At 65.9% G+C, this 17,283-nt stretch carries 12 protein-coding genes, 2 tRNA genes and 1 pseudogene; 11 read left to right on the plus strand and 4 right to left on the minus strand.

What is annotated here, in order from left to right; genetic code table 11:
* Positions 1–411: pseudogene (locus ASF72_RS20955) on the minus strand (aminopeptidase N); the annotation flags it as partial.
* Positions 412–577: 166 nt separating this feature from the next.
* Here ASF72_RS20955 and ASF72_RS07450 point away from each other — a divergent pair.
* The 3 genes from ASF72_RS07450 (at position 578) to ASF72_RS07460 (ending at position 3,116) form a co-directional block, all read left to right on the plus strand.
* The gene (locus tag ASF72_RS07450; RefSeq protein ID WP_056597800.1) at positions 578–1,594 is read left to right on the plus strand and encodes a hypothetical protein; all 1,017 of its coding nucleotides are present in this window, start codon (positions 578–580) and stop codon (positions 1,592–1,594) included.
* Between the two features lie 71 nt (positions 1,595–1,665).
* Complete coding sequence (locus tag ASF72_RS07455) at positions 1,666–2,160, plus strand: ribose-5-phosphate isomerase (RefSeq protein WP_050684730.1); 495 nt, start codon at positions 1,666–1,668, stop codon at positions 2,158–2,160.
* Positions 2,160–3,116 (plus strand): Fpg/Nei family DNA glycosylase, encoded by a 957-nt coding sequence (locus ASF72_RS07460; RefSeq protein WP_056597802.1) that lies wholly within the window; start codon positions 2,160–2,162, stop codon positions 3,114–3,116. Before ASF72_RS07455 ends, ASF72_RS07460 begins: the two co-directional genes overlap by 1 nt.
* A gap of 48 nt (positions 3,117–3,164) precedes the next feature.
* Here the strand turns inward: ASF72_RS07460 and ASF72_RS07465 are convergent.
* Positions 3,165–3,238, minus strand: a tRNA-Gly gene (locus ASF72_RS07465).
* 143 nt (positions 3,239–3,381) lie between these two features.
* On the opposite strand from ASF72_RS07465, the gene ASF72_RS07470 reads away from it, so the two are divergent.
* The 6 genes from ASF72_RS07470 to ASF72_RS07495 all read left to right on the plus strand — a co-directional run bounded on the left by ASF72_RS07470 (position 3,382) and on the right by ASF72_RS07495 (position 8,626).
* Positions 3,382–3,456 (plus strand) — tRNA-Pro (locus ASF72_RS07470).
* 83 nt (positions 3,457–3,539) lie between these two features.
* On the plus strand, positions 3,540–4,934 hold the full coding sequence (tig, locus tag ASF72_RS07475) for a trigger factor (protein WP_056597804.1): 1,395 nt from the start codon (positions 3,540–3,542) through the stop codon (positions 4,932–4,934).
* 231 nt (positions 4,935–5,165) lie between these two features.
* On the plus strand, positions 5,166–5,789 hold the full coding sequence (locus ASF72_RS07480) for an ATP-dependent Clp protease proteolytic subunit (RefSeq protein ID WP_050684727.1): 624 nt from the start codon (positions 5,166–5,168) through the stop codon (positions 5,787–5,789).
* A 35-nt stretch (positions 5,790–5,824) separates the two neighbouring features.
* Positions 5,825–6,484, plus strand: a complete 660-nt coding sequence (locus ASF72_RS07485; protein ID WP_050684778.1) for an ATP-dependent Clp protease proteolytic subunit — start codon at positions 5,825–5,827, stop codon at positions 6,482–6,484.
* A 178-nt stretch (positions 6,485–6,662) separates the two neighbouring features.
* Entirely contained in the window at positions 6,663–7,943 is a 1,281-nt protein-coding gene (clpX, locus tag ASF72_RS07490; RefSeq protein ID WP_050684726.1) for an ATP-dependent Clp protease ATP-binding subunit ClpX, read from the plus strand.
* Between the two features lie 68 nt (positions 7,944–8,011).
* Positions 8,012–8,626 carry a mycothiol-dependent nitroreductase Rv2466c family protein gene (locus ASF72_RS07495; RefSeq protein ID WP_056597805.1) on the plus strand — a complete coding sequence of 205 codons (615 nt, stop codon included), beginning with the start codon at positions 8,012–8,014 and terminating at the stop codon, positions 8,624–8,626.
* A gap of 394 nt (positions 8,627–9,020) precedes the next feature.
* On the opposite strand, the gene valS is transcribed toward ASF72_RS07495, so the two are convergent.
* Positions 9,021–11,642 carry a valine--tRNA ligase gene (valS, locus tag ASF72_RS07500; protein WP_056597807.1) on the minus strand — a complete coding sequence of 874 codons (2,622 nt, stop codon included), beginning with the start codon at positions 11,640–11,642 and terminating at the stop codon, positions 9,021–9,023.
* Between the two features lie 115 nt (positions 11,643–11,757).
* Between valS and ASF72_RS07505 the strand changes: the two genes are divergently transcribed.
* Positions 11,758–12,516 carry an SDR family oxidoreductase gene (locus ASF72_RS07505; RefSeq protein ID WP_056597808.1) on the plus strand — a complete coding sequence of 253 codons (759 nt, stop codon included), beginning with the start codon at positions 11,758–11,760 and terminating at the stop codon, positions 12,514–12,516.
* A gap of 34 nt (positions 12,517–12,550) precedes the next feature.
* On the opposite strand, the gene ASF72_RS07510 is transcribed toward ASF72_RS07505, so the two are convergent.
* A complete protein-coding gene (locus tag ASF72_RS07510) occupies positions 12,551–13,627 on the minus strand; it encodes an endonuclease/exonuclease/phosphatase family protein (RefSeq protein ID WP_056597810.1) in 1,077 nt (358 codons plus the stop codon).
* A gap of 387 nt (positions 13,628–14,014) precedes the next feature.
* On the opposite strand from ASF72_RS07510, the gene ileS reads away from it, so the two are divergent.
* Positions 14,015–17,283: isoleucine--tRNA ligase (gene ileS / locus ASF72_RS07515; protein ID WP_082484129.1), on the plus strand; the 3,269-nt coding region annotated here is incomplete at its 3' end.

Here is a 17,283-nt window from a genome sequence, read left to right on the forward strand (position 1 = left end):
GGGCTGTTCGAACACGGCAAACATTCGGCGGGAATCGGGAACCTCGAACTGCGTGTAGAGGTACACCTCGCCGTCCACGGGGTCCACAAACCGGTGCAGGCCTTCACCGGTGTTCATGTACGGCGCATCGGCCACCACGGTGAGCTCGTTCCGCTCCGCCAGGTCCGGCAGCTGGATCCGGACGCCGTCCGAGACCGTGGCGGGATCCAGGCTGCGGCCATTGAGGGTCACGCTGTGCACGGTGCGGGTAACGGCGTCGATGAAGGTGGATGAGCCGGGAACGGCCCCGAACGCCACGGTGGTGGTGCTGCCGAAGACCTCTCCGCCCCGGGTCAGGTCCAGGCTGACCTCGTAGGAATCGACGGTGATCAGGTCAGCGCGGCCGCGTGCTTCGGCGCGAGTCAGGTTCATGCCCGGCAAAGTGGTCCTCCAGAGAAGTTGGTGTGCCGCCGGCGGTGGCCGGCGTTGGCACTGATCATTCTTGCACTGCCTGCCCCCATGGCAAGTTGCGCCGGTCACAGCCACCGGCCGCGCCGGCCGGGACCTCGGGCGGCCAGGGCGGGAGTAGCGTTGGAACATGGGAAAGTTCCGGGATTCGGTGGATGCCAAGGCGCTGCGCTTTGCGCTGGGGTTCCCTGTCCTCCTCGCCGTTGCCTTTGTGGTGTCCGCGTCCTTGCTGCGGCCTGACCTTCCGGAGCCGCTCGCCATCCGGTGGACGGCCGACGGCGGCGCCTCCTTTGCGCCGTTCGGCGCCTACGTGGGGTGGGGGGCAGCCCTGGTGGTGGCCTGCGGCTGGCTGGTTCTGCTCCAGGCCGTGCCGCTGAACAGGCCGGTGCTGATGCGGCGCATCATGATGGGCGCCGGGCTCTTCCTCGCCCTGTTCATCACCACGGTCCTGGCCGCCGGAATGGTGGGCCAGGCCGGTCTGGCGGACGCCCGCGACTCCCACGTCGACGCGATCGTCCTGGCCAGCGGCAGCGGCGCCGCCGTGGCACTGGGCGTCATCATGGCGTTCGTCTACAAGGCGGACCGGCAGTGGTCCCCGGACGATGACCGTGCCCTGCAGTCGGCGATCGCCCGCGAACTGGATCCAGAGCTGGCGGCGGACACCATCCGCTTCTGGGTGCACGCCCGCAGCTCGGTCTTTGTGATGATCGGCATCGGTTCCCTGTTCCCGGCGGCCCTGCTTGCCATCGCCGTCCCCTGGCTCGGTGCCGTCCTGGTGCTGGTTGCAGCCCTCGCGGCCGCTTTCCTCTTTGCCCGCGTCACCGCGGACCGGGCCGGCCTGAAAGTCCTGGTGGCCGGCGTGGTACCCGTGATGGACGTCCCCGCGGGGGCCATCGCCACCGCCGCCGCGTCGGACCTGAAAGCCGCCGACTACGGCGGGTGGGGCTACCGGCACCACGGCGGCACCGCAGCCCTGCTCGTCAGCAGTGGACCCGCCGTCGTCGTCCGCAAAACCGACGGCGGCAGGCTGGCCGTCAGCGGCGGCAGCCAGGCAACCGCCGCCAGGCTGGCCGATGTGCTCACCCGGGTGGCCGAACGGGCCAGGCGGAGCGGACCGACATCCGCCGCCGGGCAACCACCGTCCTAGTACTCTTGTCCTGTTGTTCCCTTGCTCCCGGGGCCGGCCGCAGCGCCCCCAAACCGAACGGATTCAAGCTCGTGACTTCTACTCCTGCCTTCCCGCGGGTCCACATTGCCACCGACCACGCGGGCATGGAACTCAGCGCCCACCTGGTCCAGCACCTCACCGCAACGGGCTACGACGTGGTGGACCACGGACCCAAGGAGTACGACGCCCTGGACGACTACCCCTCCTTCTGCATCAACGCCGCCCGCGCCGTTGTGGCGGACCAGGAAGCAGGCGTCCACGCGCTGGGCATCGTGCTGGGCGGCTCCGGCAACGGCGAGCAGATTGCCGCCAACAAGGTCCGGGGCGTCCGGGCCGCCCTCGCCTGGAACCATTCCACGGCCACCCTGGCCCGGGAACACAACGACGCCAACGTGGTGGCTGTGGGCGGCCGCCAGCACACGGTCGAGGAAGCCACCGCCCTCATCGAGGCGTTCCTGGCCGAGCCCTTCAGCAACGACGAGCGCCACGTGCGCCGGATCGGCAAGATCGCGGCCTATGAAACCACCGGCGAGGTCATCGACTAGTGCCGGAAGGGCACTCAGTCCGGCGCCTGGCCCGGCAGTTCGGCGACGTCTTCACTGGCCAGGCCCTGACCGTAACCAGCCCCCAGGGCCGGTTCAGCGCCGGCGCCGCGCTGCTTGACGGCCACACCATGGTTGCCGCCGAAGCCCACGGCAAGCACCTGTTCCTGCACTTCGGGAACGCGCTGGTGCTGCACGTGCACCTGGGCCTGTACGGCGCGTGGAGCTTCGGCGGGGACAGCAGCTTCGCCGGTGCTTCCAGCATCGGTGCGCCCCGCAGGGTGGGGGAGCGGGAAACCACGGCGGACCCTGACGACGGCGGCCTGCCGTACGAAGGCCCGCCCGCTCCGGTGGGGGCCGTCCGGGTCCGCCTGGCCGGCCCCCACGGCTGGGCGGATCTCCGCGGCGCCACGACGTGCGAAACCATTACCGAAGCGGAGGTACAGGCCGTCCTGGACCGGCTGGGCCCGGACCCGCTGCGGAACCTCCGCGGCGATGCGGGCCGCTTCGCCGCGAACCTGGCCGGCCGGAAACCCACCATCGCCGCGCTCCTGATGGACCAGAAGATCATCGCCGGGGTGGGGAACGTCTACCGGGCAGAGGTGCTGTTCCGGCAGCGGCTGGACCCCTACCTTCCCGGCGGGTCGCTCAGTGACGCCGCCGCGCGCAAGCTGTGGCGCGACGTCGTCAGCCTCATGACCGACGGGGTGGCGGACGGCCGGATCATCACCACGGCCGCCAAATACTGGACCCGGCGGAACGGAAAAACCGGCCGGGTCAGGAGCGCGGACGACACCTTGTCGCTGCCCGCGAAAACCGCTGCCATTCCCGTCCGGGCGGACGCGCACTACGTCTACAAACGCAACGGGCTGCCCTGCAGGGTCTGCGGGACCGTGGTCCTGGCCGCCGAACTGGTGGGCCGCAACCTGTACTGGTGCCCGGTCTGCCAGCAGTCCTGACGGCACGCCAAATACAAAAGGACCCCTCAGGCGAGGGGTCCTTTTTGTTGGAGGGGACGACGGGAATCGAACCCGCGTAATCAGTTTGGAAGACTGAGGCTTTACCATTAAGCTACGTCCCCGAAAGAAGCTCCATTCCACTATATACGTGGGCGGGAATCTTCGGGCTGGCTGTTCAAGCCGGATACAACTAAACCTAATCGATGGCCTACGTGTCAAATGTGCAAACTGGGCGCGTATCACCGTAGACTTGCCTGTGCACTTACGGGGTGTAGCTCAGCTTGGCTAGAGCACCTGCTTTGGGAGCAGGAAGTCGCAGGTTCAAATCCTGTCACCCCGACTCTGCCGCCCGGACCGCCAGGCCCGGACAGAAAAATGCGTTTGATTGACAATCCATCCCCCAACCCCAGGAGTACTTAGACCGTGAAGAGCGCTGTCGAGAACCTCACCCCCACGCGGGTCAAGCTCAATGTTGAGGTCCCCTTCGAGGAACTGAAGCCCAGCATCGACTCGGCCTACAAGACCGTTGCTTCGCAGATCCAGGTTCCTGGTTTCCGTAAGGGCAAGGTCCCCGCCAAGCTCATCGACCAGCGCGTCGGCCGCGGCTACGTCCTGGAAACCGCCATCAATGATGGCCTCAACGGCTGGTACCAGGCGGCCGTGCAGGAATCCGGCATCCGCCCGCTGAGCCGTCCCGAGGTTGAAATCACCGAGGTTCCGGACCCCACCGCCACCGACGGCGGCCTGAAGTTCGCCGCCGAGGTTGACGTCCGCCCCGAGATTGAACTGCCCGATTACGCCGGCATCACGGTCGAGGTTGCTGCGGCCGAGTCCTCCGACGAGGATGTGGACAAGGCCCTGGACGAACTGCGCGGCCGCTTCGGCACGCTCAAGTCCGTGGACCGTCCCGCCGCTGACGGCGACTTCCTCACCATCGACATCACCGCCACCATCGACGGCGACGACGTGGACACCGCGTCCGGCCTGTCCTACCAGGTTGGCGCCGGCACCATGCTCGAAGGCCTCGACGAAGCCGTCACCGGCCTCAGCGCCGACGAGGACGCCATCTTCAACACCACCCTGGTGGGCGGCGAGCACGCCGGTGAAGCAGCGCAGGTCAAGGTTGTTGTGACCGCCGTCAAGGAACGCGAACTTCCCGAAGCAAACGACGACTTCGCTCAGCTCGCCTCCGAGTTCGACACCCTTGTTGAGCTCCGTGAGGACCTCGCCAAGCAGGCTGCCGACTCCAAGGTTGTTGAGCAGGGCGTCGAAGCCCGCGACAAGGTCCTGGACAAGCTCGTTGAGCTCGTTGAGGTTCCCGTGCCGGATTCGGTCGTCGAAGAGCAGCTCGAAGCCCACTTCAAGGAGGGCAATGGCCACGGTGAAGGCGAGCATGACACCGAGGAGCACCGCGAGGAGATCCGGGTCAACACCGCCCGCGCCTTCCAGAACGAAATCATCCTCGACGCCATCGCCGAAAAGGAAGAAGTGGACGTCAGCCAGAACGAGCTGATCGACTACATCGTCACCACCGCGAGCCAGTACGGCATGGACCCGAACCAGTTCGCCCAGATCATTGATCAGAGCGGCCAGGTCCCCATGATGGTATCCGAGGTCCGCCGCCGCAAGGCACTGGCTGTTGTCCTCGGTCAGGCCACCGTGACCGACACCGACGGCAAGACCGTTGACCTGAGCGACTTCGTCCGCCCCGGCGGCGAAGACGAAGCTCCCGCAGCTGACGAAGCAGAGGCCGTAACCGCCGATGCCGAGGCTGCAGAAGCTCCCGCCGAAGACGAGAAGGCAGCGGCCAAGGCCTAGCCTTCAGCACCTTGTAACCAACGGCCCCCGGATCAATGATCCGGGGGCCGTTCGCGTTAAAGAGCCCCACGCAGCCCATGGTTCGCCGATCGTGCGCCGTCAGCGAACAGCCGTCGGTGCGCGAACAATTCGCCGCTGAAACGGGTTAGTGTCCAAGTAGTGATTTTCAGTGATGTCACCGTCACCAGTGAGAGGTAAGCAAACATGTCACAGCACCCACAGGCACCCCGGATGGCCACCGTCGATCCTGCAGCCCAGGATAGCTACATCTACAACCGCCTCCTCAAGGAGCGGATCATCTGGCTCGGCTCGGAGGTGCGTGACGACAACGCCAACGCCATCTGCTCGCAGCTGCTGCTGCTCTCCGCCGAGAACCCGGAAAAGGACATCTACCTTTACATCAACTCTCCCGGCGGCTCCGTGACGGCCGGCATGGCCATCTACGACACCATGCAGTTCATCCCGAACGACGTCGTTACTGTCGCCACGGGCCTGGCAGCCTCCATGGGGCAGTTCCTGCTCTCCTCCGGCACCAAGGGGAAACGCTACGCCACTCCCAACGCACGTGTCCTGATGCACCAGCCCTCGGGCGGCATCGGCGGTACCGCATCGGACATCAAGATCCAGGCGGAGCTGATCCTGCACATGAAGAAGGTCATGGCCGAACTGACAGCCGACCAGACCGGCCAGAGCGTGGAAACCATCCTCAAGGACAACGACCGCGACAAGTGGTTCACCGCTGACGAAGCCCTCGCCTATGGCTTCTTCGACAAAATCGCGGCGCACGCCGGATCCGTGGCCGGTGGCGGCGGAACCGCCAGCGGCAGCGGCAGCGACTCCGCCGCTTCGAACTAACCGGCATCCAGAAAGCCAGATCAGGAGCTATGAACATGAACTACAACTTCGGGTGGTCTGCCGGAAATCTTCCGTCCAGCCGTTACGTCCTGCCCCAGTTCGAGGAGCGCACCCCTTACGGCTTCAAGCGCCAGGACCCTTACACCAAGCTCTTTGAGGACCGCATCATCTTCCTCGGTGTGCAGGTTGACGACGCCTCCGCCGATGACGTCATGGCCCAGCTGCTGGTGCTCGAGTCCACTGACCCGGACCGCGACATCACCCTGTACATCAACTCCCCGGGTGGATCGTTCACGGCCATGACGGCCATCTACGACACCATGCAGTACATCCGGCCCGAGATCCAGACCGTTTGCCTGGGCCAGGCCGCCAGTGCCGCAGCGGTCCTGCTTGCGGCGGGCACCCCGGGTAAGCGCCTGGCGCTGCCCAACGCCCGCGTCCTGATCCACCAGCCGGCACTGTCCGGCGGGCAGGGCGGGCAGGCCTCGGACCTCGAGATCCAGGCTGCCGAAGTGATGCGGATGCGCTCCTGGCTTGAGGACACCCTGGCCCACCACTCGGGCCGGACCTCCGAACAGGTCAACAACGACATCGAGCGCGACAAGATCCTGACCGCAGCCGAGGCGCAGGCCTACGGATTGATCGACCAGGTCCTTGACTCGCGAAAGATCAAGGCACAGGCAATTACCAGGTAGCAGTTCGGCCCAAGGCCGGTGGGACCGCCGTCATTTGGCCCCACCGGCCTTTGCCTTCCACCCTTTGGGACCGAATGTGACCTAGAGTGGAAGGTGTCACACCGGCCAGGCCGGGTGGTGAAGATTCCAGCATCGGCGCAAGGCTGCCCGGCAGCAAGATTCTAAAAGGGGTTTCCATATGGCTCGGATTGGCGAGAGCACGGATCTGCTGAAGTGTTCTTTCTGCGGAAAGAGCCAGAAGCAGGTGCGCAAGCTCATTGCCGGGCCAGGTGTCTACATCTGCGATGAATGCATTGAACTCTGCAATGAAATCATCGAAGAGGAACTGGCCGAAGTCGCAGACCTGGGCAGTTTCGAGCTACCGAAACCCCGTGAGATCTTCGACTTCCTGCAGGAATACGTCATCGGCCAGGAACCCGCCAAACGTTCCCTCGCCGTCGCCGTTTACAACCACTACAAGCGGATCCAGTCGGGCCACGCCCCGAAGGCCGGAAGCCTCGCCGAAGGCGGGCACCACGACGACGTTGAGATCGCCAAGTCCAACATCCTCCTCATCGGGCCCACCGGCTGCGGGAAGACCTACCTCGCCCAGACCCTGGCCCGCCGGCTGAACGTCCCGTTCGCCGTCGCGGACGCCACTGCGCTTACCGAGGCCGGTTACGTGGGCGAGGACGTCGAGAACATCCTCCTGAAACTCATCCAGGCCGCCGATTACGACGTCAAAAAGGCCGAGCAGGGCATCATCTACATCGACGAAATCGACAAGATCTCGCGCAAGAGCGAAAACCCGTCCATCACCCGGGACGTGTCCGGTGAAGGCGTCCAGCAGGCCCTGCTGAAAATCCTGGAGGGCACCGTTGCGTCCGTTCCGCCGCAGGGCGGCCGGAAGCACCCGCACCAGGAATTTATCCAGATCGACACCACCAACGTCCTCTTTATTGTTGCCGGCGCGTTTGCCGGCCTTGAAGAGATCATCGGCTCACGCTCCGGCCGCAAGGGCATCGGCTTCGGCGCCCCACTGAACGAAGCCAGCAAAAAAATCGATTCCTACGGTGAGGTCATGCCGGAGGACCTGCTGAAGTTCGGCCTGATCCCCGAATTCATCGGCCGCCTCCCCGTGATCACCACGGTCTCCAACCTCGACCGGGACGCCCTGATCCAGATCCTTTCCACACCCAAAAACGCCCTGGTGAAGCAGTACCAGAAAATGTTCCAGATTGACGGCGCCGAACTGGTGTTCGACGACGCCGCCCTGGATGCCATCGCGGACCAGGCCCTGGACCGGGGCACCGGCGCCCGCGGCCTGCGGGCCATCATGGAGGAAGTCCTCCTGCCCGTGATGTTCGATCTTCCAAGCCGGGAGGACGTAGCCAGCGTGGTGATCACCGCTGACGTTGTTCTGAAGGGCGCCGAGCCAACCCTCATCCAACACGTCACCAAACGCCGCAAGTCCGCCTGACCGGTTCAACCCCCCACATCAGTTGTGGCTGCCCCCTGCGCAGCCGCCCGTTACTGAAGGACCTTCCCATGACTGAATCCGCCAAAAACACTGCCGACTTCTGGTTCGATCCGCTGTGCCCGTTTGCCTGGATCACCTCGCGCTGGATCGGCGAAGTCGAAGCCGTCCGCAACATCGAAACTAAATGGCACGTGATGAGCCTTGCCGTCCTGAACGAGGGCCGGGACCTGGACCCCAAGTACCGGGCGTCCATGGACAACGCGTGGGGAATGGTCCGGGTCATTATTGCGGCCCGGGAAGCCCACGGCGAATCCGTGGTCAAGGCCCTTTACGATGCCATGGGAACGCTGATCCACGAAGGTGGGGAGAAGGACCGCTCCCTGGTCATCACCAAGGCGCTGGCCGAATGCGGCCTCCCGGCCGGCCTGGCTGACGCTGCGGATACCGACGCCCACGACGACAAACTCCGCGCCAGCCACGAAAAGGGCATCTCCCTGGTGGGCCAGGACGTTGGCACCCCCGTGGTGGCCTTCAACGGCACCGCGTTCTTCGGCCCTGTCCTTACCCGCATCCCGCGTGGCGAGGACGCCGGGAAACTCTGGGACGCCACCACCGCGCTGGCAGGCTTCCCCTACTTCTTCGAACTGAAGCGCAGCCGCACGGAAGACCCGCAGTTCGGCTAAACCACCGCCACCCCAACTGACTCGCAGTTGTTGTCGTTTTGAGCCCTCATAACGACAACAACTGCGAGTCAGTTGGGGCACAAGGGCCCCGGCAAAACTACTCTCATGTAGTTCTGCCGGGGCCCTTGCCATTGGTCCAGGGCAGGATCACAATTGCAGGTACCACCTTCGAAAGAGGGAGGACGCAGGAACCAAAGATCCAGTGATATGCATCTGACGCAGCCCTTGGCACAGCCGGATGTAAGCTGCCAGTGACGTGGCAGGAAGACCTGGAAATCGGCGGGTCCTGCCAGACCATCAAGCGTCACGGGATGGCCGAAAAGTCGAAGCCCCACCAACGGCAAAACGCTGATGGGGCTTCCCCTTTGCCCGGAAATACCCGGAATGAACCGGCTCAGGCCTTGGCGGGCTCCTCGGTGGGCGCCAGCTCCACGTCGGTGACCGTGAGCTCGCCGTCACCAACCACCAGCGTGATGTCGCGGGCGTTGGAGGCTGCCTTGAGGTCCTGCAGGCCGGCTTCCAGCTGGGCGGTCAGCGCTGCGGAGGCGGAGATCGTGGCAGCGAGTACTTCCGTGCGCTGCTTGACCTTGGCCTCCGACTTGGCCTTGCGGACGCCGCTGAGCGCGACCCCTACCGTGGCAAGCATGGTGGTGTCCCCGCCGGGAACGTCCAGTGCGGCCGGCCACTGTGCGCGGTGCACGGAGCCGGTGCGCCACCAGCCCCAGACCTCTTCTGTGGCGAACGGCAGGAACGGTGCGAAGAGCCGCAGGAGGGTGTCCAGCGTGGTGGCCAGCGCCGCGAGCACGGAAGCCTGTTCGGTTTCGCCGGCTGCACCGTAGGCACGGTCCTTGATGAGCTCCACATAATCGTCCGTGAACTGCCAGAAAAAGCTTTCGGTGATCTGCAGGGCGCGGGCGTAGTCGTAGTTGTCGAAGGCCTTGGTGGACTGCTCCACCACGGCGGCAAGCTGCGCCAGCAGGGCCCGGTCCAGGGGGTTGGACAGGACGGACAGGTCACCGGTAATGACGGAGTCCTCCGTGGCACCCAGGTTCAGGACGAACTTGGAGGCGTTGAGCAGCTTGATGGCCAGGCGGCGGCCGATCTTCATCTGCGCAATTTCGTAGGCCGTGTCCGCGCCAAGCTTGGCGGAGGCGGCCCAGTAGCGGACCGCGTCCGAGCCGTAGTCGTTCAGGACGTCGGTGGGAACCACCACGTTGCCCTTGGACTTGGACATCTTTTTGCGGTCCGGGTCCAGGATCCAGCCGGAGATCGCCGCGTGCTTCCACGGTGCCGTGTTGTGCAGCGCGTCCGCGCGGACGGCCGAAGAGAACAGCCAGGTCCGGATGATGTCGTGGCCCTGCGGGCGGAGATCAAACGGGTACACCTTGGCCAGGAGGTCCTCGTCCCGGCTCCAGCCACCCACAATCTGCGGGGTGAGCGATGAGGTTGCCCAAGTGTCCAGCACGTCGGCGTCGCCGGTGAAGCCGCCGGCAATGTCGCGCTGGTCTTCCCGGTAGCCCGGCGCGGCGTCCGCGGCGGGATCCACCGGGAGCTGCGCATCGGCCGGCAGGATGGGCGCGTCGTAGTCCGGGTTGCCGTCCGCGTCCAGCGGGTACCAGACGGGGATCGGCACGCCGAAGAACCGCTGGCGGGATACCAGCCAGTCACCGTTCAGCCCGGAGATCCAGTTCTCGTAGCGGGAGCGCATAAATGCCGGGTGGAAGTCGATGTCCTGCCCGCGGCCGATCAGTCGTTCGCGGCGGTCGGCATCGCGGCCGCCGTTGCGGATGTACCACTGGCGGGAGGTGACCACTTCGAGGGGCTTGTCGCCCTTTTCGAAGAAATTCACCGGGTGCATGATCTTTTTGGGTTCGCCGTCCAGCAGGCCGGCTGCGGTGAGCAGTTCCACTACGCCTTCCTTGGCGCTGAAGACCGTCTTGCCGGCAATCTTTTCGAAGGCCTCCCTCCCGCCCGGGGTGGTGATCCACTCAGGGGTGTCGCCGATGATGCGGCCGTCGCGGCCCACGATGGCCCGGGTGGGCAGCTGCAGTTCACGCCACCAGGTGACGTCGGTCAGGTCACCGAAGGTACACACCATGGCGATGCCGGAACCCTTGTCGGCCTTGGCCAGCGGGTGCGGGCGGACTTCTACCTCGACGCCGAAGACCGGGGACGTGACCTTCTTGCCGAACAGCGGCTGGTACCGTTCGTCGTCGGGGTTGGCCACCAGGGCGGCGCAGGCAGCCAGGAGCTCGGGGCGGGTGGTCTCGATGTAGATTTTGTCGCCGTCTTCGGTGAAGAAGGGGTAGCGGTAGTAGGCGCCGGCAACTTCGCGGTCCTCAAGCTCGGCCTGGGCCACTGCGGTGCGGAACGTGACGTCCCACAGGGTGGGTGCCTCGGCCATGTAGGCGTCGCCGTTGGTGAGGTTGGCCAGGAAGGCGCGCTGGGACACTGCCCGGGAGTTGTCATCGATGGTGCGGTAGGTCAGGTTCCAGTCCACGGACAGGCCCAGGGTCTGGAAGAGGTTCTCGAAGACCTTCTCATCCTCAACTGCCAGTTCCTCGCACAGTTCGATGAAGTTGCGGCGCGAGACAACGTCGAAGTCGCGCTGGTTTTTGGCGGGCTCGGCCGGCGGGCGGTACCCGGCGTTGTACGGAATGGCCGGGTCGCAGCGGACGCCGTAGTAGTTCTGCACGCGGCGTTCGGTGGGCAGGCCGTTGTCGTCCCAGCCCATGGGGTAGAACACGTTTTTTCCGGTCATCCGCTGGTAGCGGGCCAGGACGTCGGTCTGGGTGTAGGAGAACATGTGGCCCACGTGCAGGGAACCGGAGGCCGTGGGTGGGGGAGTGTCGATCGAGTAGACCTGCTCCCGGGTGGTGTCGGGGTTGAACTTGTAGGTTCCTTCGGTGAGCCAGCGCTGCGTGAGGGCAGCTTCGAGGCCTTCGAGGGCCGGCTTGTCCGGAACGTTGATGGGCGCGGTGGTGGGCGTGTCTGTACCCTGTTTATCTTCAGCCATGTGCCAATTGTTCCACGCTTGCCCGGAACGGAGCGGCGTTGCGCCGGCCGCCGGGCGGCAGCGGGCCCGGTTCATCGGGCGACACACTTTTGCGGGCCCCCGTTAGGGTGGTGCCATGACTGACGAATCACAGAACAGGGCAGCCCTAGTGACCGGTGCCAGCACGGGAATCGGCGAGGCGACAGTCCGCGCCCTCCGCGCACAGGGCTGGACGGTTTTCGCCGTGGCCCGCCGCGCTGACCGGCTGGCGGCGCTCCAGGACGCCACCGGCGCCATCGCCGTTCCCGCGGACATCACCGCGGACGACGACGTGTCCCGGCTGGTTGCCCATGTCACCGCTGCCGGGGGCATCGATACCTTGATCAACATCGCAGGCGGCGCCCGGGGGGCGGACCGCATTGCCGACGCGGGCACGGAAGACTGGGAATGGATGTACCAGGTGAACGTGGTGGGCACCATGAAACTCACCCGCGCCTTCTTGCCCATGCTCCGGGCCACGGGGGAGGGAACGGTGCTGAACCTGACGTCCACTGCCGGGCTGGTGGCATACGAGGGTGGTGGCGGCTACAACGCGGCCAAGTTTGCCCAGCACGCCATGACCGGGGCCCTGCGCCTCGAGGAGGCTGAGCACAACGTCCGCGTGATCGAGGTGGCCCCTGGGCTGGTCTACACCGAGGAGTTTGCCCTCAACCGGCTCGGCGGCGAGGCTGCCGCAGCCAAGGTCTACCAGGGCGTGGAAAAGCCGCTCACCGCCGACGATGTGGCTGACGTGGTCCGGTATGCCGTCAGCGCGCCGCACCATGTGAACCTGGACCAGATCGTCATCCGCCCCGTCGCCCAGGCGGCAAACCACAAACTGATCCGCAAAGGCTGAGCCGACCGCTGTGCTTACAGTGGCCACGGGCGGATCAGGGGGCCGGCAGCACCAGATCCGCCACCAGGCCGGCGTGGTCGGTGCCGGGAAGGATGAAGCTCTCGACGTCTGTCACCTTCACCCCGGCACTGACCAGGATGTGGTCCACGGCGACGAACGGTGGCACCTCCGAGTTCACCGGCCAGGTAGGCGCCAGGCCCTTGCCCACGGCGTGGGCTGCGTCCGTGAGCCCGCCAGCCAGCAAGGCCCGGAACTCACGGTGGTCGGCGCTGGAATTGAAATCGCCCAGCAGTACGGTGGTACCGGCCGGCCCCTGCGCTGGCAAGGTCCCCAACTGGCGCAGCTCCTGCCGCCAGTTCCAGATGAGCCCAGGGCGCGGTGACTGGACGTGGACGGCGGTCAGCTTCACCGGGGCATCCGTTCCGGGGATTGAGGCCACTGCCCGGCTTTGATGGAATTCCGTTCCCGGGACCCGCCGGCGGGGTTCCATGGCGTACTTCGAAAACAATCCGCTGCCCACCCCCACCCAGTCAACGTCCACTGACCGGTAGGGGAACAGGTCAGCCACACCCGCTTCCACCAGGGCTTCCAGGCCCTGCGGCGCCAGTTCCGGAAGGGCCAGGATGTCTACCTCCCGGTTCCGGGCTTCTGCCAGGAGCCGGGCGGCGTCCACCCCTGACTCGCCGACATTGAGGGTCATCACCCGAAAGCCAGGTCCGGGTCCCGGCCCGGCAATCTGCACCGGGCGGGCCGCCCGGGTTGCCGGGATGGCCCGGGGCAGGACAAGGGCTGACTGGGCCATCAGCAGGGCAGCCAGCAGGAGGGCCAGGACAAGCTGGCCGCCGGCCCGGTGGTGGCGCCTTGTGCCTGTCCACACCGCCAGCAGCGCCAGGCCCAGGGCAGCCGCGGTGAAGGGCAGCGTGGCGGGCAGCGCCGAGACCAGCTGGATCCACGGCGTGCCCACCTCCCAGGGAAAGAGCCGCACCCCCAGGAGGAGCGCGCCCGGCAGGCCAAACAGCACCGCGCCGGCGGCTGCCGTGGCGGATGACCAGCCCAGGACTGCAGGCAGCGGTTTCCCCGGCGAGGGCAGCGGGGACCCAAACGTCTGCATGGCCCAATATTTGTCCACAATTGCCCACGATCCCGGAGAATTGCGGCAATCTTGCGCCAGCGGTCCGGGAAATGGCCACGGATGCGGCAGGAATAGTAGACTGGGCAACGGCTATGACCCGGCAATCACCGGTGAGCTTCCGGAAGAACGCGCAACCGGCCCGGTTCGGGTTGGCAGCGCCGGTAGAACCGGACGGGTAAGCCCGTCACAGCAGTAATGAGTGGCCGGCGCTCCGGCTGTTCCCCAGGGAACAGGCTGCGCCGGTAAGTGAGGTGGTACCGCGGTTCACGCACAGTCTTCAGGCCGTGCGCCAGCCGTCCTCGCATCCTGAACGGAACCGCCCGGCGACTGCCGGCGGCTCGCCACGCTCAACCCAGGATGTCGAGAATGACGAATTACCCCAAGGCCTCAGCCGTCAGCAGCAACGGCAGTGCAGGCGTGTCCGCGTCCGTGAAGTTCCCGGAGGTCGAAGAGCGGATCCTGAAGTACTGGGAGCAGGACGGCACCTTCCAGGCCAGCATCGATGCGCGCAGCGCCGACGTCCCCGGCGGCGCACCGGGCAGCAACGAATTCGTTTTCTACGACGGCCCGCCCTTTGCCAACGGCCTGCCGCACTACGGCCACCTCCTCACCGGGTACGCCAAGGACCTGGTGGGCCGCTACCAGACACAGCGCGGTAGGCGGGTGGAGCGCCGCTTCGGCTGGGACACCCACGGGCTGCCGGCCGAACTCGAAGCCATGAAACAGCTCGGTATGACCGACAAAACCCAGATCGAAGCCATGGGCATCGACAAGTTCAACGACGCCTGCCGGGCCTCCGTGATGAAGTACGCCGATGAATGGCGCAACTACGTGACCCGCCAGGCCCGCTGGGTGGACTTCGACAACGACTACAAAACGCTCAACGTGGAGTACATGGAGTCTGTCCTTTGGGCCTTCAAGCAGCTGCACGAAAAGGGCCTGACCTACAACGGCTACCGCGTCCTGCCGTACTGCTGGAAAGACGAGACGCCCCTCTCCAACCATGAGCTGCGGATGGACGACGACGTCTACAAAAACCGCCAGGACCAGACCGTCACCGTCACGTTCCCCATCCTTGCGGGGGAGTCCGCCCTTTCCCGCGCGCTCGACGGCGTCCAGGCCCTTGCGTGGACCACCACCCCCTGGACCCTGCCCACCAACGCCGCGCTCGCCGTCGGCCCTGCCATCACGTATGCCGTCCTGCCGGCCGGCCCCAACGGCATCAAGGCCGCCGCTCCGGACGCCCCCGTGTCGGGCAGCTTCCTGCTGGCCGCGGACCTGGTGGGCGCTTACGCCAAGGACCTTGGCTACGAAAACCACGAGGCCGCGCAGGCGGCCGTGGTGTCCACCCACACCGGCGCCGAACTGGCGGGGCTGGCCTACCGGCCGCTGTGGGATGACTTCAGCGACACCGAAAAATACGGCACCGAGAACGCCTGGCGCATCCTGGTGGCGGACTACGTCACCACCACCGACGGCACCGGCATTGTCCACCAGGCTCCTGCCTACGGTGAGGACGACCAGAAAGTCTGCGAAGAGGCCGGCATCCCGGTGGTCCTCTCCGTGGATGAGGGCGCCAAATTCCTGCCCCTGTTCCGCGGCGGCGACCTGGACGCCATCGTGGGCCTGCAGGTTTTCGAAGCCAACAAGCCAATCACCCAGGTGCTGCGCGCCCAGGGCCGCCTGGTCCGCCAGGCCAGCTACGAGCACAGCTACCCGCACTGCTGGCGCTGCCGCAACCCCCTGATCTACCGGGCGGTGTCGTCCTGGTACGTGGAGGTGACCCAGTTCAAGGACCGGATGTCCGAACTGAACCAGGACATCAACTGGATCCCCGGCAACGTCAAGGACGGCCAGTTCGGCAAATGGCTGGCCAACGCCCGTGACTGGTCCATCAGCCGTAACCGCTACTGGGGCAGCCCCATCCCCGTCTGGCAGTCCACGGATCCCGAATACCCGCGCACCGACGTCTACGGTTCCCTCGCCGAGATCGAGGCCGACTTCGGCCGGCTGCCCTTGAACAAGGACGGCCAGGTTGACCTGCACCGCCCGTTCATCGACGAACTGACCCGGCCCAACCCGGACGATCCCCGCACCCCGGAGCAGGGCCAGTCCGTTATGCGCCGTGTTGAGGACGTCCTGGACGTCTGGTTCGACTCCGGCTCCATGCCCTACGGGCAGGTCCACTACCCGTTCGAGAATGAAGCCTGGTTCGACACGCACAACCCGGCCGACTTCATCGTCGAGTACATCGGCCAGACGCGCGGCTGGTTCTACATGCTGCACATCCTTTCCACCGCCCTGTTTGACCGGCCGGCCTTCCGCAACGTCATCAGCCACGGCATTGTGCTCGGCTCGGACGGACAGAAAATGTCCAAGAGCCTGCGGAACTACCCTGACGTGTCAGAGGTCCTGGACCGCGACGGATCCGACGCGATGCGCTGGTTCCTGATGTCCAGCCCCATCCTCCGCGGCGGCAACCTGGTGGTCACCGAGCAGGGAATCCGCGACGGCGTCCGGCAGGTCATCCTGCCCCTCTGGAACGTCTACAGCTTCTTCACGCTCTACACCAACGCAGCAGGCGCCGGCGCCGGCTACGACGCGAAGCTCCGGTACGACGGCTACACCGACACGCTGGACACCTACCTGCTGGCCAACACCGGCGAGCTGGTCCGGAACATGACGGCGCAGCTGGACACCTACGACATCTCCGGTGCCTGCGACGAGCTCCGCAGCTACCTCGACATGCTGACCAACTGGTACGTCCGCCGCAGCCGCCAGCGGTTCTTCGACGAGGACCAGGACGCGTTTGACGCCTTGTTCACCGCCCTGGAAACCGTGTCCCGGGCAGCCGCGTCGCTGCTGCCCCTTGTATCCGAGGAAATCTGGCGGGGCCTCACCGGTGGGCGCTCCGTGCACCTGGCCGACTGGCCGGATGCCGCCCTGTTCCCGGCCAACCCTTCGCTGGTCGAAGCGATGGACCGGGTCCAGCAGATCTGTTCCACCGGCTCATCCCTGCGGAAAGCGGCGAACCTCCGTGTCCGGCTGCCCCTGCAGGAACTGACGGTGGTGGCGCCCGGCGCCGGCGCCCTCGCAGGATTCGCCGGTGTGGTGGCCGATGAACTGAACCTCCGCTCCGTCCGGGTCCTCGACGCTGCCGACGCCTCACCGCAGGAATTCGGAATCGAGCAGAAACTGGTGGTCAACGCCAGGGCAGCCGGTCCGCGGCTGGGCAAAAACGTCCAGGTGGCCATCAAGGGCGCCAAGTCCGGCGACTGGTCAGTAGACGCGGCGGGTCTGGTGGTGGCAGGTGGCCTGGCCCTTGAGCCGCACGAGTACACGCTCGAAACCGTGGTGGCAACGGCCGACGGCGGCGCGGCAGCAACTTCCGCCGTGGCGGTCCTGCCCGGCGGCGGTTTTGTGGTGCTGAACACCGAGGTCACGCCGGAACTGGAAGCCGAAGGGCTGGCAAGGGACATGGTCCGCGCCATCCAGCAGGCCCGGAAGGACGCCGGACTTAATGTCAGCGACCGGATCCGGACCGCGGTGTCCGCACCGCAGCGCGTCGTGGATGCGCTGTTGGCCAACGCCGAACTGGTCAAGGGCGAGACCCTCACCGTGGACCTCACGGCAGA

The organism is Arthrobacter sp. Leaf141, assembly GCF_001424565.1.
Taxonomy (GTDB): Bacteria; Actinomycetota; Actinomycetes; order Actinomycetales; family Micrococcaceae; genus Arthrobacter.